Origin of the sequence: Coleofasciculus sp. G2-EDA-02 (assembly GCF_040226375.1) — a bacterium.
Lineage (GTDB): Bacteria > Cyanobacteriota > Cyanobacteriia > Cyanobacteriales > Coleofasciculaceae > Coleofasciculus.
Window position 1 is genome coordinate 1 of the sequence record NZ_JAVKEW010000141.1, and the last position, 22,948, is coordinate 22,948.

The 22,948-nt window shown below is 45.4% G+C and carries 22 protein-coding genes, 1 tRNA gene and 1 pseudogene; 7 read left to right on the plus strand and 17 right to left on the minus strand.

The features are described 5' to 3' along the window. Positions 1 to 254: 254 nt before the first annotated feature. Complete coding sequence (locus RLO19_RS16605) at positions 255 to 2,018, minus strand: alpha-amylase family glycosyl hydrolase (protein ID WP_446358121.1); 1,764 nt, start codon at positions 2,016 to 2,018, stop codon at positions 255 to 257. Positions 2,019 to 2,175: 157 nt separating this feature from the next. On the opposite strand from RLO19_RS16605, the gene RLO19_RS16610 reads away from it, so the two are divergent. Continuing rightward, a complete protein-coding gene (locus tag RLO19_RS16610; protein ID WP_446358123.1) occupies positions 2,176 to 3,504 on the plus strand; it encodes a glucosyl-3-phosphoglycerate synthase in 1,329 nt (442 codons plus the stop codon). Positions 3,505 to 3,579: 75 nt separating this feature from the next. After that, positions 3,580 to 3,840, plus strand: coding sequence for a hypothetical protein (locus RLO19_RS16615; RefSeq protein ID WP_446358125.1), 261 nt, complete (start codon positions 3,580 to 3,582; stop codon positions 3,838 to 3,840). A gap of 60 nt (positions 3,841 to 3,900) precedes the next feature. Here RLO19_RS16615 and queF read toward each other — a convergent pair whose 3' ends face one another. From queF to RLO19_RS16660, 9 genes are all read right to left on the minus strand, one after another. Next, positions 3,901 to 4,332 carry a preQ(1) synthase gene (gene queF / locus RLO19_RS16620; RefSeq protein WP_446358127.1) on the minus strand — a complete coding sequence of 144 codons (432 nt, stop codon included), beginning with the start codon at positions 4,330 to 4,332 and terminating at the stop codon, positions 3,901 to 3,903. A gap of 56 nt (positions 4,333 to 4,388) precedes the next feature. Next, complete coding sequence (locus tag RLO19_RS16625; protein ID WP_446358129.1) at positions 4,389 to 4,901, minus strand: hypothetical protein; 513 nt, start codon at positions 4,899 to 4,901, stop codon at positions 4,389 to 4,391. 168 nt (positions 4,902 to 5,069) lie between these two features. Further along, entirely contained in the window at positions 5,070 to 5,444 is a 375-nt protein-coding gene (locus RLO19_RS16630) for a phasin family protein (protein ID WP_446358131.1), read from the minus strand. A 113-nt stretch (positions 5,445 to 5,557) separates the two neighbouring features. Continuing rightward, positions 5,558 to 6,097, minus strand: a complete 540-nt coding sequence (locus RLO19_RS16635) for a Uma2 family endonuclease (protein ID WP_446358133.1) — start codon at positions 6,095 to 6,097, stop codon at positions 5,558 to 5,560. A 379-nt stretch (positions 6,098 to 6,476) separates the two neighbouring features. Further along, positions 6,477 to 7,748, minus strand: coding sequence for a serpin family protein (locus tag RLO19_RS16640; RefSeq protein ID WP_446358135.1), 1,272 nt, complete (start codon positions 7,746 to 7,748; stop codon positions 6,477 to 6,479). A gap of 242 nt (positions 7,749 to 7,990) precedes the next feature. Further along, positions 7,991 to 8,317, minus strand: coding sequence for a DUF5615 family PIN-like protein (locus RLO19_RS16645; RefSeq protein WP_446358136.1), 327 nt, complete (start codon positions 8,315 to 8,317; stop codon positions 7,991 to 7,993). Then, entirely contained in the window at positions 8,314 to 8,634 is a 321-nt protein-coding gene (locus RLO19_RS16650; protein WP_446358138.1) for a DUF433 domain-containing protein, read from the minus strand. The genes RLO19_RS16645 and RLO19_RS16650 overlap by 4 nt, the downstream gene beginning before the upstream one ends. Before the next feature lie 84 nt (positions 8,635 to 8,718). After that, positions 8,719 to 8,970 (minus strand): hypothetical protein, encoded by a 252-nt coding sequence (locus RLO19_RS16655; protein WP_446358140.1) that lies wholly within the window; start codon positions 8,968 to 8,970, stop codon positions 8,719 to 8,721. Positions 8,971 to 9,036: 66 nt separating this feature from the next. Continuing rightward, complete coding sequence (locus tag RLO19_RS16660; RefSeq protein WP_446358200.1) at positions 9,037 to 10,605, minus strand: S8 family serine peptidase; 1,569 nt, start codon at positions 10,603 to 10,605, stop codon at positions 9,037 to 9,039. A 189-nt stretch (positions 10,606 to 10,794) separates the two neighbouring features. Here RLO19_RS16660 and RLO19_RS16665 point away from each other — a divergent pair. Then, positions 10,795 to 10,927: pseudogene (locus RLO19_RS16665) on the plus strand (ribulose-phosphate 3-epimerase); the annotation flags it as partial. 102 nt (positions 10,928 to 11,029) lie between these two features. Continuing rightward, a complete protein-coding gene (rpe, locus tag RLO19_RS16670; RefSeq protein ID WP_446358142.1) occupies positions 11,030 to 11,737 on the plus strand; it encodes a ribulose-phosphate 3-epimerase in 708 nt (235 codons plus the stop codon). A 300-nt stretch (positions 11,738 to 12,037) separates the two neighbouring features. Here the strand turns inward: rpe and RLO19_RS16675 are convergent, their stop codons facing one another. From RLO19_RS16675 to RLO19_RS16685, 3 genes are all read right to left on the minus strand, one after another. Further along, positions 12,038 to 15,346 (minus strand): right-handed parallel beta-helix repeat-containing protein, encoded by a 3,309-nt coding sequence (locus RLO19_RS16675; protein WP_446358144.1) that lies wholly within the window; start codon positions 15,344 to 15,346, stop codon positions 12,038 to 12,040. A 331-nt stretch (positions 15,347 to 15,677) separates the two neighbouring features. Then, positions 15,678 to 15,998: a hypothetical protein gene (locus RLO19_RS16680; protein WP_446358146.1), complete on the minus strand. Its 321-nt coding sequence runs from the start codon at positions 15,996 to 15,998 to the stop codon at positions 15,678 to 15,680. 412 nt (positions 15,999 to 16,410) lie between these two features. After that, positions 16,411 to 17,631: a pentapeptide repeat-containing protein gene (locus RLO19_RS16685; protein WP_446358148.1), complete on the minus strand. Its 1,221-nt coding sequence runs from the start codon at positions 17,629 to 17,631 to the stop codon at positions 16,411 to 16,413. A gap of 166 nt (positions 17,632 to 17,797) precedes the next feature. Here RLO19_RS16685 and RLO19_RS16690 point away from each other — a divergent pair, with 166 nt between their 5' ends. The 3 genes from RLO19_RS16690 to RLO19_RS16700 all read left to right on the plus strand — a co-directional run bounded on the left by RLO19_RS16690 (position 17,798) and on the right by RLO19_RS16700 (position 20,681). Then, positions 17,798 to 19,144, plus strand: a complete 1,347-nt coding sequence (locus tag RLO19_RS16690; protein WP_446358150.1) for a TldD/PmbA family protein — start codon at positions 17,798 to 17,800, stop codon at positions 19,142 to 19,144. A 295-nt stretch (positions 19,145 to 19,439) separates the two neighbouring features. Beyond that, positions 19,440 to 20,420: a LysR family transcriptional regulator gene (locus RLO19_RS16695; RefSeq protein ID WP_446358152.1), complete on the plus strand. Its 981-nt coding sequence runs from the start codon at positions 19,440 to 19,442 to the stop codon at positions 20,418 to 20,420. Between the two features lie 27 nt (positions 20,421 to 20,447). Continuing rightward, positions 20,448 to 20,681, plus strand: a complete 234-nt coding sequence (locus tag RLO19_RS16700; RefSeq protein WP_446336306.1) for a hypothetical protein — start codon at positions 20,448 to 20,450, stop codon at positions 20,679 to 20,681. Between the two features lie 110 nt (positions 20,682 to 20,791). Here the strand turns inward: RLO19_RS16700 and RLO19_RS16705 are convergent. The 4 genes from RLO19_RS16705 to rsfS form a co-directional block, all read right to left on the minus strand. Continuing rightward, positions 20,792 to 20,868: transfer RNA gene (locus RLO19_RS16705), tRNA-Met, on the minus strand. A 117-nt stretch (positions 20,869 to 20,985) separates the two neighbouring features. Then, a complete protein-coding gene (locus RLO19_RS16710; RefSeq protein ID WP_446358154.1) occupies positions 20,986 to 21,942 on the minus strand; it encodes an asparaginase in 957 nt (318 codons plus the stop codon). 45 nt (positions 21,943 to 21,987) lie between these two features. Continuing rightward, positions 21,988 to 22,488 (minus strand): CGLD27 family protein, encoded by a 501-nt coding sequence (locus RLO19_RS16715; RefSeq protein WP_446358156.1) that lies wholly within the window; start codon positions 22,486 to 22,488, stop codon positions 21,988 to 21,990. A gap of 14 nt (positions 22,489 to 22,502) precedes the next feature. Then, positions 22,503 to 22,919, minus strand: coding sequence for a ribosome silencing factor (rsfS, locus tag RLO19_RS16720; protein ID WP_446336303.1), 417 nt, complete (start codon positions 22,917 to 22,919; stop codon positions 22,503 to 22,505). Positions 22,920 to 22,948: the final 29 nt, after the last annotated feature.

A 22,948-nucleotide genomic window follows, 5' to 3' on the forward strand; every position in this document is an offset into this window, starting at 1 on the left:
GTTTGTCACCATAAGTTATCTGGAAAACCCGCCCCTACAACTGGGCGGGTTTAGTCAAGTTATCGGTTTGTCACCATAAGTTATCTGGAAAACCCGCCCCTACAACTGGGCGGGTTTAGTCAAGTTATCGGTTTGTCACCATAAGTTATCTGGAAAACCCGCCCCTACAACTGGGCTAGTCTAGTCAAGTTATTAGTTTGTTGCCATAAGTTATCTGGAGAACCCGCCCCTACACCCCTGCTCCCATTGCCCAATTAACGGTCACTACCAAACTTATTTGTAATCCACGCTGATTGGTAAGGCTGTAGTTTGAATTTATCATGAATATCGGTAATAATCTGCCTACTAATCAAGTCACACCACTCATCCGTGGCAATTAAATTCAATTCTAATAACTCTAAGGTTTGGGAATTATCGCTCAAATTATGGATCGAAAAAATACTCTGATCTCGCTTCATACTTTGCCGCCAAAACACTAATAGCGCCTGATTTAAAGGATGTAGTGTGTACTGCGTCGCATTGGGATGAAACGCCTGCTGACGGCGACGAATTTGAATCAATCGAGACAGTTCCCGAAACACGATCGCGTGGGGTGAGGTTACCTGTTCTAATTCCCCCTCCAGTTCCGCTAGATCCCAACGGTGGCGGTTAATTGAGCGTTTTCTGCCCGTCTGCAGCATCCAGGCGCGATCGCTACCCGTTCCCAGCAAACTATGAATATAAAATGCGGGAATTCCTTCTAATGACATCATAATCGTTTGTGAGCAGATAAAACGCTGAATTTGCCATTGATCTTCCCCATTTACGGTTCCCTTAAGAGCATCAAATAAAGAAATATTTATTTCGTAAGGAGTTTCTGTCCCATCGGGTTGGCGACGATAGCTAATTTCTCCGCCAAATTGAGTAACACATTGGAGTAACGTCTCATATTCTTCATCCGACAACAATCCCTCCGCCGGACGCAGACCAATGCCATCATGAGATGCGGTAAAATTCAAATAGGCACAGCCCATCGGTGCAGGCGGCATACTCATCATCCAGGTTTTTAGATGTTCTGATTCTCCCTGAAGTAAAGCATTAAGCACCAGCGGCGGCAAACTAAAATTGTAAATAATATGCGCTTCATTTCCGTTGCCAAAATAACTCAAATTTTCTCGGTTTGGCACATTGGTTTCTGTAATAATTACCACCGCCGGATCAACCTGTTTTAACAGTTCCCGCAGTAGGCGGATCAGGGCGTGGGTTTCGGGTAAATGGATGCAGGATGTACCCATTCGTTTGCACAAATATCCCACTGCATCGAGTCGGATATATCTAGCCCCAACATTTACCACATAAAATAACAGAATTTTGACATACTCCACCAACACATCCTGATTGGCAAAATTGACATCAATTTGGTCAGCGCTAAACGTCGCCCAGACATGCTTTTCGCCGTTGACGGTATCAACTTTGACCAATAAAGGGCTACTACGGGGGCGAACCACTTGGGATAAATCAGTGGTTGGGTCAACTTCAATAAAGTAATCACATCCCGGTTTAATCCCCTGTTTAAACTGTTCAAACCATGCACTCTGGCTGGAAACATGGTTAAGCACTAAATCCAGCATTAAATCAAACTTTTGGGCAATGGATTGAATATCCTCCCAGGAACCTAATTCGGGATTAACCTTGAGATAATCAATGATAGCAAATCCGTCATCTGAACTGTAGGGAAAAAAAGGTAAAATATGAACGCCGCTTATTGTATCCTGAAGATAGTGTTCAAGAAACTGTTTCAGCGTCACCAAGGGTTTTTCATCCCTCTGACGATAGATGCTGTCACCATAGGTAATCAGTAATATATGCTGTTCATTCCACTTATCGGGATTTTCCTCTCCTGAATCGCAACAGTAGGGGCGGAGCAACTGCAATAAGCGATCTGCTAGTGGCTCAATATCTGCCTCTGGATAGATGAGTTTCAGTAGCTGCTTGATGCCTAACTGAAAATAGTTGACCAGTTGGGTAGACGGTGACATAAGGTTCCAACACAGATCATCGGGAAATAACCCAGCGAGGGTTGATGGCACGCTTCGTGCCTAGTACGAGCCTGTTTCCAGTTTGTATAGATTATCACAGCATAATTCTTAAATTAATTGAATAATCAGACGGTTGTGCAGAGGTGTCGCTAGTCTGATGGACTATAAGCAAGAATTGATCACAACGATTCACGACTTTGGCTGTAATCTGGATGCTCTCTTAACCAGATTAACCCGCTTAAGTGAAGAATCTCCCACGGCGGTTTTAATTCCAGCGCTCTACGAGGAACTCAAACGACCCGCGTTAGCTAAAATTCGTGATCATCTCGCTGCTTGCGCTTTCGTCAAGACGGTTATCGTTTGTGTGAATGCGCCAACAGTGACTGATTATGCCAAAACCTTACAATTTTTTCAAACCCTACCGCAAACTACCCTAATTCTTTGGGAAAATAGTCCACGAGTCACTCAGCTTCTAGCGGATGTGCGGGATAGGGGGCTGGATTTACTGAAGTTTAAGGGAAAGGGGTTAGCGGTTTGGTTAGGGTTAGGCGTAGCGTCTCTGAGTGCTGATGCGATCGCACTCCATGATGCTGATATTATTACCTATGACCGCTCCTATCCACTCAAGCTGCTTTATCCCTTGCTGGATAAGGAATTCGGCATTGCCTTTAATAAAGCCTACTATACCCGTTTAGGCAATTATCCCCAAAGTTTTAATGGACGAGTGGTGCGTTTGTTCGTTGCGCCGTTACTCAATGTTTTAAGGGAGGTGTTCGGCGAAAAGAACTACTTACGCTACCTGAGTGCTTATCGTTACCCTCTAGCCGGTGAATTTGCCCTGACTAGGGATTTAGCCCTACAAACGCGCATTCCGGCAAATTGGGGCTTAGAAATTGGCTTCCTCGCCGAAGTTTATCGCACTACGGCACCCAAACAGATTGCCCAAATCGATTTAGGTATTTTTGACCACAAACATCAACCCTTGGGTCAAGATGTGAATTCGGGGTTGCAAAAAATGTGTCGCGATATTTTCTGTTCCATCCTGCGAACCTTAACCGAAACTGAACAAGTGGTGATTACCATGGATCACATCCATGCGCTGCGCGTCAAATTCCGCCGGGAAGCTCAAAGCTTCACCCGTAAGTATTTTCTCGATGCTCGCTTCAACGATTTACTCTATGATCGCCACCAAGAGGAAATCGCGCTCGAATGTTTTGAACAGGTTATTTTGCACGCAGGTGAGCAGTATTTTAATGATCCAGTAGGCGCTCAGATTCCAGATTGGACAAGAGCATTAGCGGTTATGCCTGATCTACGCGAACGACTCATCTATTGTGTTCAACAGGATGTTGCTCAAGTTACCGCCCAATTTTTAGCGTCAACTCTGATACCTGAGAGGGTAAATCCCTTGCATTTTGAGTCGCCAGCATTGCCAGCACAAACCCTGGAATTGAAAAACGGCGTCGGAATTCCTATATCTCGTTAAATGGATCTGTAGATAGTTTCATCGGTTGAGTCGGTAGGTTTAGTTTGGGTAGTAAGAGACTCAAAGACTAAACTCATGACTCCTAATGATCGGACTAAACATACTCGATACACCTGGATCAAGATAGGAGCCGCCTTGAGTGCGATCGCGGCTATCCTAGCCCTAGCTATTTGGTGGGCATTCCGCACGCCCTCTGAATCTTCTGTATCTCCATCCAATGTCTCACCCGCCTCACCCTCTCCACCTGCTTCGCCACTGACTCCAGAGTTGGTTCCACCCCCTTCAGCCTCACCAGAGTTATCAGGAGAACCAACAAATCCGGAAAATCGTAATTGATGCTTTCATCTTCTTCAACAAGTCAAGGATCTAATTCTTCTCCTGCTTTTTTTGCTTTTTCTACTTTTTCTGCTTCTCCTCTTTCTGGTGTTGGACTTCGATGACGGTGTGTACATTCCCCCGTGGGGCAAAATCGCCTTTGATCGTTACCTCTAAAGGATCACAGGCTTCTACAAAATCATCCAAAATCTGATTAACGGATTCTTCGTGAGAAATATAGCGATCGCGGAAACTATTGATATACAGTTTAATCGCTTTGAGTTCTACCACCCGCTCATTGGGAACGTAGCGGATATGGATGGTGGCAAAGTCGGGATAACCTGAAAAGGGGCATTTACAGGTAAATTCTGGCAACGTGATATCAATGTTGTAACGACGCCCAATCCGAGGATTAGGGAACGTGATTAGCTGTCCCTCAGCAATGGCACGTTCGCCATATTTCATCGTCGGTGCATCTGAGACAGCAGAGTTCTGAGTTGGGGGATAAGTCATAAGCAGCGAAGAGGATTATTTGTTATTTACCCATGACAAAAGTGCAGCTTAGAATCCTAAAACGGGTTAAAGTCATCATAGATTGAAGGATTCGATTCCCAGTCTGGGCAATTTTCATCATCCCAACCATAGGGATGCATTCCACAGACTAATAAATTTCCCCCGTAGACTTGACCGTGGTAATGACTACAACCGATACAAGCAGGATGTCGTTCGGGTGTGGGATCTACGGGATAGGTAAAGCCCATGTCAGGCTCATTCGTAATATCTATCTCGTCATACTCCAAATAGATCTCAAGAATTGGTTCAAAGATATCCTCTAAGCATTTATCTATTTCTGCACCAATGGTATTTTGCCATTCTTCAGCAAAGTCTTCGATGATATCCGCAACTTCCACGATAACCTCATCGACTATATCTACCAATGATTCCAGGGATTCCAAAAAACTTTTAGACCACTCATCCATAGGGGAACGGATAGTAAAAACTTCTCCTAGTTGGGCAAATCCTCGCTTAGCTAGAGGTCGGTCATGGCTAAGAGGGGGTGTTTGTTTAGGATAGTACAACAATAGCCAATCGTCAGGGGTTGAGTCGAATCGTTTTTGCCGACACTACCATCCAAACAAGTTAGATTAAGCTGTCGTGTATTAAATTTACACGTTTTCACTTATTTAGACGTAGGGACTGATTCTCTCCCTGTTTCCAGACGTACCATGGCACGTCTCTACAGGGTTCTATTATTCACGCTTGAGCCGACGCAGTTCCTCTTGCATCGCCTGTACCTGTTGGCGCATGGCGTCAATATCCTGCTCTTCGCTAGCCCTTTGCTCCTCGTCGTCAGAAATAATTTCAATCCGACGGGGTTCAGTCGCCGTCTTTTGGGGTTGCGGAGGTTGAACCGATTGCTGCTGTTGAGCTTGTTGCACCATATCATCAACCATCTTGCGAGCTTCTTCAGTGGTCATTTCACCACGAGCAACCAGTTCATCTGCCAGTTGTTGAGCTTGAGTTCGCAGTTCCCCGATTGTTCCCCCGGCTCTCTCACTAGCATACGAGGCTAAACCAACGCCCAGATAAAACGCTTTTTGAACCAGATTTCCGAAGTCAGGCATAATAACTGATGCTCCTTCAAGTACGCAAGAACCCTTTTCTAGGATACGAGTGACGCTGGCAAAATGCCTACTTCTATAGTGTATAGAGAAACATGAGGGGATGGAAAAGGATGTCAAGCTAACAATTCATCCACGGACAGGGTAAAACCCTGTAAGACTTTCTGGGTACTCACAACTTGACCCGAAGTAAACATTAACCCCTGATTTTCCGTCATCACCATCACCCACCGGCTCTCCGGAAACACCAGCCAAACTTCTTCACCCCCCGACTCTAAATACTCCTGTGCTTTTAGCAACACCGTCTCGGCTATATCCGTTGGCGAAACAATCTCAGCACACAAGGGAAAACTCTGAGGCAACGTAGCCACATTACCAAACTGCGCCACCAGTTCCGGGGTCAGATATGCCACATCCGGAGAACGTCCCTGCTTCTTGGTGCGACAAGGCACATCAGTATAAACTTTTCCACCTTGTCCACTGGAGTTTTTGTAATCGTCCCAGTAACGACCTAGCTTCAGTTGAATTTCACCATGTCTGAGTGTCATACCGTTTTTTTCCACCAGTTGACCATTTACCCACTCCATTTTCTCAGGCGGATTGACCATAAAGTCGTCCAGTGAGAACTTGTCTGGGATAAGAGTTGCTGTTCCCATTGTTATTTCCCCTTCCTGATTACATTTTCAATTATTTCCCTATTTTCTACTAATTTATCCGACAACAACAACCCGTCATTTGTCATTCTTCATACTCGCTCCCGAAAAGAAGCAAGCTACGTCATTTGTCATTTGTAACTTATTGTAGTGGACTGACACAGCTAAAATTGTGGAATAGATTTGACGGTGAAATTGGGCGCACACCGTGCGCCCCTACAATACTAATCCACCATTTTAGGTGTGCCAAGCCAGTAGGTTGGGTAGAGCGTAAGCGTTACCCAACAAGCTAACCCAACGAGAGCGGGTTACTCTACCCTTCAAGTTCTCCTCCGGAGTACGAGAAGTCTCCACCTACAAAGTTGATATGCACCCTATGTTTCTACTTGGGTTCTCGAATGGAACCCATAAATAAAATCGTTCCCGTTTGATTATCGCGAATCGCACAGAAAAAGGGACGGTCAACCACCATCTGGAAGGGGGTTTGGGGAATAGTCGCAGAGGTAAGAACCATGCCAACAGAAGTCGCTGCTGCCGCTTCTGTGCCTTCTTCATTCACTTCGACAAAGGTTTTATGTTTGACTTGATTAATTAAGACATCTTCTTCCGTCATATTAGAAAAATCAGCCCCCTCATCAAAAGCAACGTCCATCCCTAGAGCTTTTAAGGCTTCGTTGAGTTGAATTTCGTACTCCAATTTAAAGCGAGGTAGTACGATTGAGCCATCCCGTTTACCGAACTGATTTATCCATTGTTGCCAATTTTCTGGAGTGAGTTGCTGCTCAAAGGTATCTAGACTCACAGTTTCACGGGGAAGGAAAACATAGAAACTCAGCCGTCCTTCACCGTAAGGTAAACTGATGGCTTGTACGCTGTCATCTTCATAATATTGATATTCTCCCGATTGAGACATCATCGGGTGTTGTTTCTGAGTTCCATCGGCTAAAGAAAAGGGACGCTCTACCGTTTTTTCTTTATCAAATTGCTCCGTCCAATTGCCTTTAAAATAGATGGCATTGATCAAAAATAAAATATCATCTGGTTTGATTTCACTAATAATTTGCGGTATTTTGCCGTTAGTATTTTCCTTGACCCAGTTATTGATGATACGTTTAGCTTGAGGTTTAGCAAAGTCTAGATCGGTTACTTGAGCATCATAGAATTCCTGATTGCGTTGCAGGAAGTCGGGTTTAAATGAGATACCTTGTCTTGCCCAAAGCGAGTTGGCGATAGATAGCTGAATATCAGAGTCGGCGTTTTCTAAGGTAGTTTTTAATGCTTCATTTGCCTGGTTTACGTCTGACAGACTCATTCCTTGGAGTTCTAGCGCGTTTGCCATAGCTGCTTGGGTTTCACCCCTGGCACCATTGTACGTCATGGCTAGCGCGATCGCGACGCTGGTTGGGGAGATAAAAACGTTCTTATTCCTATCTTGCTGAAGAATCTCAGAAAATAACTTGAATCCAAATTTGGTATTAGCTTCAACGATTTTAGTATCCACAGATGGGTTAGGTTGCTGTGCGGTTAACTCTGGCTTTTGATGGTTTGGGGAGTTTTGGGCATTGATATTTTGGCTGATTAACCCGGCTAGTAATCCGGCTAAAATGATACCTGCAGCGATAATCCCTGTGCGACGGAGTATCTTTTGATTCATTCGTCTACCTCCATGATCTGTGTTTTGTTTAAGGATGACTGATTTGGGTTAGAGGTGTTCCACAGGTTACTGTTTTGGTAACGAATCAGCAGGTGATCAGTATGTGTAGGGGCGAATTGCTTACCAAAATTAACAATGGGAATCCGCTCAATTTGCTTAGGTTGCTCTATATTCTTGACCCTAATGTCACAATAAGAAGCCATCAACTGATTTCCACTACTTAAAATTTGTGTTACTCCTCATCAAAGGAATTCAACCTTTCCTATCATTTCTTCTGGTTCAAGCAACTCCCAAATTAGAACCAATCCCCGTATAATTTCACCGATTGACCGACTGCCTTGATGACAGTAAGCAATACCAACGTGAGGAATTCCCGCTTCATGCAACCGCAGGAAGTCTGTATCTTGAGTAAAAATGACCCGACCTTGAGAACGGGAAAACTCTAATTGTACTTCATCCGGTGCGGCAATCAGTCCTGCTTCGGGTGTAGTCGTTACATTAATGCCACGACTGCGTAAACCCTTAGCGATCACACTACTGATATTTTCATCCATGTGGAACTGAATCATGTCCGCCCGCCATTTCGATTCCTCAATTTCTGCTGAACTAAAGAAGATGTTTTTGCCTGTAATTGTTGGGCAAAAGCTTTATCCTCTCGAATTTGCTGTCTAATTTCTTCTCGATGATCGTGATAATATGCCAAGGCAGCGTACACATCAGCTAAGGTGATGGTTGGATAGTGTGAGATGATCTCATCCGGTGAAAGTCCCATTTGTTCATGCCAGATCACCACATCCTGCACTTTAATCCGATGTCCAGCAATGCGTGGTTTACCGCCACATACACCGGGAGTTATTTCTATATGTTCTGATATTACTGATTCCATCTGTATTTCCGGCAAAAAATAAGGCGAATAGTCTTAAATCGTAGCAAAAACAGAGTCGAGCAGGAGAGTGCGATCGCGTGACCACTATAACAACAGCTTCAGCGTTTCTGGGTCAGCAATACCGCGCAAGATAGCATAAATAATCATAGATCCTGCTAAATCCAACGACTCACACAGCAAATCCTCATCTCGTTCACCCTTTAATATCTCACGGATAGCAGCGACAAGACGACCCCAGCCAGCTTGTGTCCATTCTTCCAGTGTAGGTTCTAGATGTTCCCTAACTTCTGCATTATTTACGGCATCAACCACTTTGGTCGGGGCGGGTTTATTCACATCTGGGTGAGGGAAGAAAAGATAGTTGTGAAACCCGCCCCTACAGATGCGCTATGCGTCAAAACTCTATCGTTCCGGTACTGTCCACCAGGCTAAGGCGTAAGGTTGAGAGTCTTCATTCTCCTGTTGACGATATTGAACCCGGATTTTATAGCGACCTGAAACCGGAACAGGGCAGAATATATGTTCGACACTATCCACTTCACTTACAGAAGCACAGGCACTTTTACGGGTATCATTTTCATCAAGAGGTATCAGGTAAAGGTCAAGATTATTCAATCCGCGATCGCGAAAACTTTCACCGACATCATACACCTCATTTTCATTCTCATCTTTTAGCTCAACTAACCGATCCCACGTTAGCGTCAATGCCACATAACTCTCTGCCTTTAAGGGTTTTTCTAAGACATAATCTTGAAAGGATTTAGTCTTAACTGAACTATAATCCCAACCCACAGGCGGTACAGCCCCCGTTGAACTCCACTGACCCGGACTAAATTGTTGATAAGCCCGGAAAACATTCAGGTGTCCGGTTCCCATTTGTATATCTAGGGGAATTTTGGCATCAAGATAAGCATCCGATTCTAACCAAGTGTCATTCTCTTTGCTCAACAGGGTGCGGTTCATTCCTAGATGCAACCCATCCCCCTTGTCTTGGATTTTATCGGCGGAGTTGAGTAGCACCGCTTTCATTACTTCATGGCGTCTAGAATCGGTCGTCCATTGGGTTTGATTGGCGTGGATTTGGCGATCGCCGAATTCTTGAATTAGGGCGACTGAGGCGGTAATATGAGGCGCGGCGAAACTTGTCCCACTCACCTCGACAATTTTGCCATCCAGGTCGTAGACTGATATATTACTTCCTGGCGCGACTAAATTAATGGCACGGCGAGTTCCCTGATTAATTTCCCGTTGAATTAAACGCCGACCAATGCCCTCTGGCTGATCACTCAAGTTGGCAAAGTCTACCTTGGTAAATTGTCCTTGTCGTTGGGTGGTGTAGGCTGTGGTAATCCCGTTATAGTGATCGGTGGGAATGGGAATGCCACCTTTGCCTTGGTTGCCTGCAATGACGTAGAGAACATCATGAGTCCGAGCTGACCAATCGATACATTTTGTTAAGAGGGCATTGCCATCAAGCGCCGCTTGTGATCCTCTGGCATCTCGTTGCAGCGATTCACCAAAACTGAAGTTAATTGCCCGAACATCACCACTATTTTGCTGAGCAACGTGCTGGGCTGAAAGGCATTCTTCTGGCTGTCCACTGCGGATTGGGGAACCGACAGCCGAGGCGTAGAGTCTCGCGCCCGGCGCGACTCCGGGTAAGGTTTTATCATTACTGACCATGACACCCGCCACCATCGCCGCATGGGTATCCACATCCGTATCTGCTTTCGCGGGTAGATCGCGATAAAAAACCCGCTCAAGTGCGATCGCGGGATTCCAAGATACAGCTTTATCAACTCCAAATAAGCCCGGTCTACCGATTTCCACCTGACCAATGGCTATTTTATGACCTCTCAAGTTGTAGGGGGGAGCATGGAGTCGCAACGCATCAATTCCGGCTTCTCCAATCGAAATCGGTGACGCTAAGATTGGGGTGGTCAGGGTAGAGAGTCCCACACCTCCAATCATCCATCCCAGTTTTTTGATCAGCGACCGCATAGCCAAGGCAGGTTCTCCTAACTTGAAAATCGTTTTGAGGGTATCGGGGTGGATTTAACCACTTTGTATTGCTACTAATGATAACGTTTCTACACAACCTTCCTTGCCGAGTTTTGAGTTGGGGCGTGAGAGTCGTTTTTATCCGCCGATTTTAGCAGATTGGCGGGAACCAGTACAGGCAGTGGATGCTGCTGCTGACTGGATTCACGTTGATGTGATGGATGGTCGGTTTGTCCCCAACATCACCATCCGTCCTCTGATTGTTAAGGTGGCGAATTTTATGACCTCTCAAGTTGTAGGGGGAAAATTAGGTCACGTTTTGTTAGGGGATTGTTAAAGACTTTGTTAAGATAAAACTTAACAGAATAGAGGACTTAGGAGAGTATCACCAGTTATGACCCAAACGCAATCCCAAAAACCCATCGTCGTTGCCCCCTCCATTTTATCAGCCGATTTTAGCCGACTGGGGGAACAAGTGCAGGCAGTGGATGCTGCTGGTGCTGACTGGATTCACGTTGATGTGATGGACGGTCGGTTTGTCCCCAATATTACCATCGGTCCTCTGATTGTTAAAGCGCTTCGCCCAGTTACCAAAAAGCCTCTGGATGTCCACTTGATGATTGTGGAACCGGAAAAGTATGTCGAGGATTTTGCTAAAGCTGGGGCTGATATTATTTCGGTTCATGCGGAACATAACGCTTCCCCCCATTTGCACCGCACCCTGACTCAGATTAAAGAATTGGGTAAGCAAGCGGGTGTGGTTCTCAATCCCTCCACCCCGTTAGAGTTGATTGACTATGTGTTAGATGTCTGCGACTTGGTGTTGATTATGAGTGTCAACCCTGGTTTTGGCGGTCAAAGCTTCATTCCGGGTGTACTTCCCAAAATTCGTAAGTTGCGTCAGATCTGCGATGAACGCGGACTCGATCCCTGGATTGAAGTCGATGGCGGACTTAAAGCTGACAATACCTGGCAAGTTTTGGAAGCTGGCGCTAACGCGATCGTTTCTGGTTCTGGTGTGTTTGGACAGGATGATTATGCCAAGGCGATTACCGGAATTCGCAATAGCAAGTGTCCCGAACCGGAATTAGCCACGGTTTAACCAGATGGATGAGTCGCTATTAATTGGTTATTAACCTTTTCCTATTGATAGGATAACTCTCTTTTCCTACAGGTTGTAGAGACGTTGCATGCAACGTCTCTACTTGTCATTCGTCCGCCTGCGCGGACTAGCATTATAAAGGGGGTGGCTAACCCGAATTTATTACACTTCTGTGCAGGATTGGGATGCATCGCCCTAGCACTTAGAACAGAATTCAGTACTTATTGTCGAGAGTGACTGTCCAGAAGTCGTGGAGGCGTGTGATATCCTGTCCCGTCAAACACCCTTAATAAAAATAACTTAAAAACAAGGAGAATTATTCGGTGTTATTCCATTTAAAGTAAAGGTGTAATTATTACTATTTTCGCTGAGATACAAGCAAATCTCACTATTGTTATTTCTTGTGACTATGACATCAGTAGAAAAATTCATGAGAATATTTGATAAGATATTGGTAAAAACTTTTGTGTTATCAGATAATTCTAAGTTAATACCTTGTTGGGCATTATTTTCAATGGTATTGTTTTCAATAATTGCTTCTTGGATTTGTGCCGTGGAATTTACAAACAATGGAAGATTCAATGAGCCAAGGCGAATGTCGATTCCTTCATCACCATTATTCCTAATTGTATTTCCGGAAATTGTCAGATTTTCTAAGATTGCACTACCTTCAATACCAATGCCAATGCCGTCACCTCGGATGGGACTAGTGCCACCATTATTTTCTATTGTATTTTCCACAATTGTCAAATTTATGATAGGATTACTGAGGGGTGACAGCCCGAAACCAAACAGAATAGCATCTTCATAATTATTAAAAAGTTGATTATTTAAAATACTTATATTCACAGAACCTGCATCACTATTGATCACAATACCTTGTCCACTTGATGGAATTGGAAGTACACGAGAAAAACCCATTGTGCCAGAGATTGTATTCATACTAACTTCAACATTTCCGGTGACATTGTTGAGAAGAATACCTTGACCCGTAGGCATCTGAATATTATTCCCAATTGTGTTTAAGATAATATTTCCGGTAATGCTGACTTCGCCATTCACGTTTTGTAGAACAATTCCTCGATTGGTTGCCGCTTCAATGCGGTTATTTGCCAGGGTAACATTACCGAGATTGGTTCCGGAAATGCCACTATTCTGGGTATCCCGAATTTCAAATCCAGAAATCGCGATCGCGCCTGTAGACTCTAAGAGTTCAATCCCCCGATTTGCCTGAGTAATCTGGCTTCCCTCATTGGCGGCTATATTCACTGTTCCTGTGATATTACCAACGGATATGCCGTTAATGTTATCGACTGGATCAGTAATCGTGATCGTACTATTGCTAATATCAACTGTACCACTAATCCCGTTAATAGAGATACCATTTGTTGATGAATTGATACTGGTAAGGGTGCTATCTGAAATTGTGGCATTATTAATAGTAGTTCCGACTAAAGCAGCACCATTAGTACTATTTACCTCTAATCCTATTAAATTGATTGTTCCTGGACTTTCAGCGAGTAAGATTCCCGCGTTAGCTGTTGTTGTGGTAATCTGACTTCCTGTATTTGCTGAAATCCTAGCGCTTCCTTGAATATTCGTGGCGAGGATACCATTACTGCTGGGATTCGTAATCGTAATTATGCTATCACTGATATCGAAACTTCCCCTAACTGTGTCCAGAGAAATCCCTTGAGTAGCCGAATTGGTACTGGTGAGAGTGGTATTCGCGATCGCGCCATTATTAATATTACTCACTTCCACAACCGCACCCTCTGTACTTGAAACGGTTACACCGGATAAATTAATCTCACCTGTACTTTCAGTTAGGTAAATTCCGGCTTGATTCCCCTCTGTGGTAATCTGACTTCCTTGATTGGCTAAAATCGTAGCGCTTCCTTGGATATTCGTGGCGAGGATACCATTACTGGTAGGATTCGTAATCGTAATTATGCTATCACTGATATCGAAACTTCCCCTAACTGTGTCCAGAGAAATCCCTTGAGTAGCCGAATTGGTACTGGTGAGAGTGGTATTCGCGATCGCTACATCATTCACCGATGTGACAATTAAGCTAGGAACCCCATTTCCCGCGATCGTACTATTGGTAAATGAAATAGAACCTCCAGTATTTTCCAGTAAAACCCCAGCTTGACTAGAACTATTAATTATACTGTCTCGAACTTCCCCATTTGAAATATTCCTCGCCACAATTCCTGGATTAGTTACCCCAGTTATTGCAAATCCCGATAACACCGTATTATTTCCCAACATTACCGTATCCGTTACCAGAGGAAGAACACCAGCACCGGATAATGGAAGTTGTACGCTACCAAATTCCACCGTATCCAGTTGCTGAATAGGTCCTGTGGATAGAACTTGTACCTGATCAGGAATAGTAAATGCAGGAATACCCGGATTCGTCCCCTGTTGTACATAAACAATATCATTCCCCTGCGATCGCGTCGCCGCCAGCGCTGAATCTAGGGTATCAAAAGGCGTTTCAACCGTACCATTTCCCCCATTCGCGCCTAAATTAACATGCTGAAACACATAAGGTTCACCGGTTTGGGGATTCGTTGCGGTGGTAATAATTTCTTCGCTGGAAAAATCTGATTCCGTTTGACTATCAACCGTGATACTCGAATTACGCCCTACGCCATCCCCCAAACGGGATAAAATACCAGTATCTGCTTGGGAACGAGTTTTCCCGAAAATCGCCCCCACACTAACAATTACATTTGTCCCAAATATCTGATCATCTTGCACCGCCACACCAAAATTTAGAGTATCCGTGGGTTGAACTTCCAATCGCATTCGCCAACCCAGACTCGAATCACTTCCAGTTGCGTCATAATAATAAAGTCCACCATACCCTCGTAATCCTCCCCCTTGACCCCATTTCGCCAATCTTGCACCCACCTCCAGATCAAACCCTGTCATTGCTGCTTCAAATTGGCGCACTTGTCCCCGTTGTCGTTGTCCCTGAACTACTAAAAAATGATCCTCAAAGAAACGATCTGTCAGTTGAAATCCAGTATCAAATACAGTTTCATCCACTAAATCACGACTATCACCCAGAGGAAAATAACCATTGAGGCGCACATCCCAAACCTCTCCCAAGGTTTCTAACCCCACGCCTAACTGATGGAATGTATTATTTCCTGTATTCCGACTGTCAAAACCTAAATAACCGCCAAAAATCCGATTCAGGGACTGATGATAAAAGCGGTGTCCCAATAACAGATTACCACCGAGATTTGCACTATTATCTAACTGCAATTGTCCCTCTAAAAACGTCAGCGTACTACCGGGATTTTGTAGCAGTGGGAGAAAACTGTCCAAGCGGGTAAAACCATCGTATCCCGCACCGGAAGTACTGTAACCAATTCCCCAGCGAGGTTTAATTTCTGGCGTCGTTAAATCTGGAGTGGTAGACGGGGGAGAGTCTGGCGTCTGCGCTTGAAGAGAACTTCCCACGGAGGGGTGATATTCAGGAACAGCATCGGGTTTTGGGAGTAATGGAATCTGCTTTTGTGCTATAGCAGCAGGAATCCAGAGAGGGGTGAAACAGAAGCTAGTCCAGAGTAATCTAAGGAAGCCCTTCATACAAGCGATCGCCAATCAATTTTTTTACCTTAACCTACACTCAACAGAAGCACCCCCAATTCCTGACAATAGAATACTTTTCTCAACCAAACTTAATCTAGTTCTGATGTACCATAGAAAACGTCAAACCTGACTCAGGAATCGTTTTAACTGGATTCAACTCTCACGTTTCATCCCTGGCAAAATGTTCTAGCAGCAGGCGATGGATGAAAATGTAACCACCGCAAACTTTTTGTAGGAAAATTCCGCAGGAATTCAAGTCAGAACTTGTGCAAGTGGAGATCAGCGGATCTCGTAAAGTGAAACAACAATCGCGATCGCTCAATTTCCATCAAGGTCCTCCGATGAGTTCCCCCGATTCGCGTGGGAGCAATTCATTGGCGATTAACCGATTGTTTTGATAAATTTCCAATCGTATCGTGTCAGGATCTGAATATCGGAAAGTTACAAGATAGGTAACATCCCGATCGGGATTGGTGAATCGGTATTGGGGGCGGCTTGTCGTACCCGTAACCTCGAAACCTGTTAGGTTAATCGTAGTACCATCCTGCTGTTTTTCAACGTAGAGAATATAATAAGCGGGTTCCCATGCCCAAAAAGAAACCCGCCAATTTGAGTTAGAAAAGGTTCCCCGAATTGAAAAGTCCCCCACGGTTATCGGACAGTTATTTTCCTCGGCGTCAATTCCATGGCTGGTATCTAAATAAGCTTGACACGGTTGGTTCGGTTCGTTGGCTTCTGCGGAAAACGATAGAGTTCACAAATTGACAATGGATAATGAACAATGGATAATGACCTCTCCTTAAAAGAAGAGGATTGAATTTAAGGAAAATATTTTTTAATTTCTTCGTAAACGAAGAGGTATTAGACCCAATTAATCAATTATCAATTATCAATTATCAATTATTAATTATCCATTGATAAAAACAGCGGTAAAGCGCCGAGCATTGCCAAGGCGATTAATCTAAATTTCATGATATATTTTACTCGATTGTTTCTCATTGCTCCATGTTTTTTAAAGCAATGCTGGATTAATGGTTGTCGTCTAAACTCCAGGGAGAATCTCAACGCCCTAATTTATTCGCAATCCCATCACACCCCCCTGGAATCGTCCGGCGAGACTGTTCACCACACCAGGAACAGCAGTAGTGGCGTTGTTGTTCCCCTAACCGTTGCACCCCAGTAAAATTCGCTCCCTCAACCACAGCACCCGTATGCACGCCAGTGCGATAATCAGGCGGTTCAGTACGACTGCGGGGACTGGCGGTTTCTAGTGATCCATAGAACAGGCGCACTCCCTGGAGATCAGAACCGGATAAATTCGCTTTATAGAGAATCGTGCGAGACAAATTCGCTCCGGCTAGGTCACAATGGCTGAGATTGGCTTGAACCATATTGGCTTCACTTAATTCTGTCCAACGCAGATCCGTACCTGCCAAATCAGCCCCGGCTAACATAACATTTAGAGCAATAACCCGCACGCCATAAGCCCGCTCTTCTTGATACCCTCCATAACCATCTAGGATAGGACGTCCCAAGTGGCGATCGCGTTTTAAAGGTGTCAGTAATTTGGATTGAGACAAAAACCGCAAGACTTTCGCTTTGCCGCCAGCGTCTATACTATTGAGAATGGCGGCGGTTCGTCCCTCACAAAACGCCCGTTCTTGGGGCCAATCTTCTAGCAATCCTTCATCGTCTAAAGCGAGGTCACAAATACCCTGAAAGTAGGCATCAATGGTTTGCTGTTGGGTAATTGTATTTTGCTGAATGGTGAGATCTTTAGAAATAACATACTGTCGCCAAGCAATATATACGGCGAGAATAGCAATCATAATTTGCCCTAAAGCACCAATCCATTCCGCTAAAGAACCCACCGAATCAAACGCCTTGGTAAAGCCGGTTAGAGCCGCAATCCCAACCATTGCGGCGATCACACCACAAACAGCAGTCAGTTGCGATCGCTGCCCTTGAGAGAGAGACTTCTGGAACCATTGCTGTAAAGGTGACCAAATCACCGACACAGAGAGGAGTAACGTGACAATGACACCGGCGAGAATCACCCAGTTGTTATCCAAAACTAAGCCAACAATCAAAACCGCGATCGCGCTGAGGGTGACAATGGATGGATCAGCCAATGCCTTAGTGTTAGTATTTTGTCGATCAGGGATTTGAGTCTGAGACACAGCAGACACATCATCAGTATCCTGGGATGGGATTAACTCAGGATTACCGTTGGTTGACTCGATTGCTGGATTAGACGGAGACGGATCGGGCGGGTTAGTCATAGTTGGCGAAGTCGTCAGACAAATTAAAGTAAACGGTTGAGAGTAGGGAACCGGGAACAGAACGTTACGTTTTACCCACCCTACGCCTCTGGGCAAATTATGATAATTTAAAGATTTGATCAAAAATTATGTCTCTATGCCCACCCTACCCCTAGAGTAAACCGCCGTGAGCCTAGCTACAGCCCCCACATTAGTCAGTGAAGACCAAGCTTTATCCCTAGTGGATTCGGTGATTCAGCAATCCCAAGCCGAAGGGGTATTCGTCAGCGTTAGTTCCAGTGAATCTGCTCTCAGCCGCTTCTCGGAAAATCAAATTAGCCAGAATATCAGCCGCCATAATTTTACCCTCACCGTTACCAGTTACTTCGGTAAACGCAGCGCCTCGGCTTCCACCACAGAATTTTTACCCGATGCGATTAAAGATACGATCCATCGCTCAGAAGAATTAGCTCGAATTGCGCCAGAAGATCCAGAGTGGGTGCCCTTACTCGAACCCCAAGTCTATGAGTCGCGTGTTCCTGCTTTTGATGAAGCCACAGCCACCTTATCCCCCTTAGTACGGGGAGAAATGGTACAACAAATCTGTGCTAAAAGTGCGAAAGCGGGAGTGGAAGGCTCTGGAAGGCTGAGTACTCAAGCCTTTGCTCAAGCCGTGGGGAACTCCCTGGGATTACGCGCATGCGATCGCACAACAGAGGCAGAGTTGAGCTTTACGGCTCGAATTGAGGATGGATCGAGTTGGAGTCAGCGCACAGCGTTTGCGATCGATCACTTACCCCTGGATACCCTGATAGAACCCTTGATTGAGCGTGCTTTTGCCGCACGTAGTCCCCATGAAATTCCACCGGGTGTTTACCCTGTCATCTTTGACAATGCGGCTTTTGCGGATTTACTCCCCTGGGTAATCTTCAATTTAGATGCGCGATCCGCCGATGAAGGGCGATCATTTATGTCTCGCACCGATGACAGGGGTCAACCTGGGGGTAACCGCATTGGTGAACCCCTATTTAATCCCTTGGTACAAGTGCAACGCCATCCCGCTCATCCATTGTTGCAGAAAGGAACCTTTTTTGGTGATGGGTTGAGCAATCACTACCTGGAGATTATTCAGGATGGAGTGCCTCAAACGTTATCCTATAGTCGCTATTGGGCGCAACAGCAGGGGAAAGAACCTACAGGATCATTGTTTCCCATCGTTATGTCTGGATCTGAGCAAAGCCTGAGCGATTTGATTGCTCAAACTGAACGGGGAATTCTAGTTAATCGCGCTTGGTATGTGCGCTATGTTAATCCGCGTACCTTAGAGGTTACAGGCATGACCCGTGATGGTACATTCTGGATTGAAGAGGGGAAAATTGCTTATCCGATTAAAAATCTGCGATTTAACCAAAGTCTGCCGGACATGTTAAGGGATGTTGATGCTCTGAGTACAGTACAGCGTTTTGGTGGTCGGTTGACGCCAGGGGTACGGGTTAAGGCGTTTAATTTTAGTAGTGTGACGGACAGTGTTTAAACAGTAGGGTAGGCAATGCCCATCCTACTGTTCTGGTGACATCCTCCCACACCAGAATTTTTGATTTGGTGTGGGCTTCCAAGCTTCACAACTTGGATTTCCTGGTTTTTCCCTGGCGGGATTTCAACACTTACCTAAACTCATACGAGTACATTTGAATACTCTAAGGCTTCTGGCTGAAAAAAGAATCCCTCGTCTCTGGCGAGAGAATGTCAATGCCGTATCAAGAATTACTAAGTTGAGATTAAATATCCATTAAGCTAATCTCACGTTAATATATCTCCGCTACGCCATCATGCGTCTAGAGCAGTTACAAGCTTTTTTAGCCGTTGCTGAGACAGGCAGCTTTCAACAAGCCGCTCGTGAATGCGGCGTTACCCAATCGACGATCAGCCGCCAAATTCAATCGTTGGAAGCAGAACTCGGGCTGCCCTTGCTCCATCGAACTGCTCGGGCGACATTAACCCTAGGAGGCGATCGCTTTTTGCTTCGCGCCCGTAAAATCTGCAATGAATGGAAAACCGCCACCCAAGAATTAACTGACTTGTTAGACGGAAAACAACCCGAACTCTGTGTCGCCGCGATTCACTCCGTCTGCGCCCATTACTTACCGCCCGTGTTACAACGTTTTTGTCAGGATTATCCCAACGTGCAACTTCGGGTGACGGCATTAGGGAGCGATCGCGCCCTGAAAGTTCTCAAAGATGGCTTAGTCGATTTAGCGATTGTGATGAATAACCGCTATTTAACCACCAGCGCCGAAATGGTGACGGAGCAATTATATGATGAACCTATCGAAGTCTTAATGGCAGCCGATCATCCGTTAACCAAATATGCCCTAGTACCTTGGGATGCTCTGACTTGCTATCCCCATGTGGTATTTAAAGATGGCTATGGGATGCAGCGATTGGTACAAGATCTGTTTTCCCGGCAAGGCGGCACCCTCAACGCTAGCTTAGAATTAAATTCCCTGGATGCTTTTCGGGGAGTTGTGCGTCAGGGCAGATTAATTTCACTGCTCCCCCGATCTGCCCTGGTAGAAGCCCAAGGCGATCCCACCCTAGCGGTGCGCCCGATTGCGGCTACTCCTGCTGAAAATGGATCACCCCCGAAACAAACGTTGAGCCGACAAGTGGTGTTAGTAACGACACAAGATCGACTGCAAATCCCCCCGATTCGCTCCTTTTATAACCTGGTACTTGATCTCATGCCTGCCTATCATGCAACGGTTCAAGGGATTGTGAGTGATAGGCAGGTGATTGCTCATTCAATATAATATGATTTCGCCATTAGCTTCAGGGTTTTGACGCTCCCCAAAGGAATCGCTCTAGGGGAACTAACCCCATTAATTCTCGCCCTAAACGTTGGTACAGGGGAATCCGTTCTGAGTAGATTTTGGCATAACCTGTCGCCCCAGGATAGAGTTTGCCATCGCGGTTATCGACGACAATTTCGACTTGGGCGATGGGTTGGGGTTGGGAGGGTTCATGCTGAATTTGGGGCAGAATTCGTTGTGCGATCGCCTGAAAAACTGTAGGATAGCATCGACGTGCGCCCTGATCTAAGGGTGAACTTAGGAGCTAGAAACCACCATCAATATATACAAGCCCTGTAGACTGTTGAGTTTACAGGGCTTACCTTTTGATTTGGTGGCGGGAGGCGGATTTGAACCACCGACCTTCGGGTTATGAGCCCGACGAGCTACCAGACTGCTCTATCCCGCGTCGCTTTACCTAGCATAACACCTATTTCCTAAATGTGGCAACTCCGAGCAAAAAAGCGGAGGTGCAAAAGAGCAAACCAAGGACAAATGACAAATAACCAATGACCAATGACCCATTTCAAAGACTCATCGAGAGTTCACCAATCACCTCTAGACGCTTAAACTGACCGAAATGCATAAAAGTTTCTGCCAAACTTTCCGCTACGGAGGGGCTAATCCAACCCATTTGCTTCAACAGTTGAATCGCTACCGCATATTTGGCGCGTTTGGCTCCATCAATGACTTTAATCGCCATACCCAGTCCTTCACCCACACGACCTATACATTGAACTCCTTCTGATCCGGCTTTACTCACCACTTCCCCTTGAGTCAATCGCATTAATTCTGTATCAAATGCCCCTTCTCCTGCCACTAAGTTAGGATGATGGGTCATCGCCCGAACAATGCGCTCCATCGCCAAATTGTCACCGGAAGCGAGTTGAGCATAGAGGGTAGCGATTTGACCGAGTTGCAAAAAATAAGTCGGTGCCCCACAGTCATCGTGTGCCAAAATCAACTCTTCCGGTGGCATCCGCATCAATTCCGCAACTTTGCTCAAAACGAGTCGTTGAACTGGGTGATTGTATTGTAAATAACTATCAACAGACCAATTGCGTTGGCGACAGACGGCAAGCAGACCGGCATGTTTACCAGAGCAGTTGTATTCTAAGGCACTTTGCTTACCTGGTGGAATCGGACATTGCAACGCTGACGGGTCAACATCGCAGCGCCAAAGAATCTTAAAAACTTGACGTATCTGTTCCAAATTACCTTGGTGGGAACTACAGATAATTGCCAAGTCTCGGTCGTTGAGATTATATCGTTCCAGGGTTCCCGTTGTGGTAACTGCCAGAGCCTGAAACGGTTTGAGTGCCGAACGAATAAAGGTTGATGTTTCTGAATTGCCCGCTACAGATAGCACACGCCCGCGCTCATCACAGAGAACCGCTTGAGCGTGGTGGGTGGATTCGGCTATGCCTTCCCGTAGTAAACGGACTTCGATCGCTGGTGCTTGATTACGTTTTACCCTTGTCATGCTTAGAGACTATATCATGGGCGGAAAATAGAATAATCATAAATATCAAGAAAGATTCCATAGCAAGCTGCCACTGACGACAAGGATAGCGATAATACCCAATGTTCGTTGCAGGCGTTGCAAAATGGGCTGAACTTGATAGGAGACGATCAGGCGATCGCGACTTAAGATTTCTGGCGGCTTCGTCCAGGTTTGACCATCATACCAGCCAGACTCTTCATAACCGATGGTTTCTTCAGATAAGCGATCGCGCACGTAAGACCAACCTAAGTACAGTCGCAGTAACACCAATATCACAAACAAGCCAGCACCTGCGCCACCTGCCAAAATAAACTGTACCAGATGCTGGTGCGGCGCAAAGCTAGCAGCAGCAACTGGACCTGCGATCAACCAGCTCCAGCCCCAAACCCAAGCCAGCTTGAGTGCATAATCCCCCAGTTCTAGCTTCGCCCAACGGAAAAACCAAGAATCTTTTAACTGTTGATACTCATGAATCGGTTGTTGTTCTGTCGGTACTGGACAGAAAGAAACGGACGATTCCCTCATAGTTTTTGTTCAGGTTACGATTGTTGCGAGTTAAATTCAACATGTTCAGCGTGACCCCAAAATGCTTCTAGATTATAGAACTCCCGTTCCTGAGGCAGCATAATGTGAACGATCACCTCACCGTAATCCTGAAGCAGCCAGCTGCCATCGGCTTGTCCTTCGGTTCGTAGAGGACGCCGTTGCCAAGTCGTTTCCACTTGATCTTCAATCCACTGAGAAATTGCCCTCACCTGGACTCGCGAAAAGCCAGTTACAATCACAAAATAATCAGCAATATAGGAAATATCTGCCACGCGGAGGATGACAATGTTATCGCCTTTGCGATCGTCTGCCGCTTGAGCAATGGTTAATGCCAGATCCGGGTTAGTTTTTTGGTCTTGATTTTCATTGACAAATAAAGTAGATGATCGTTGAAAATTGTCTTTTGTCATTTGTCCTTTGTCATTTGTTAGAATTTGAG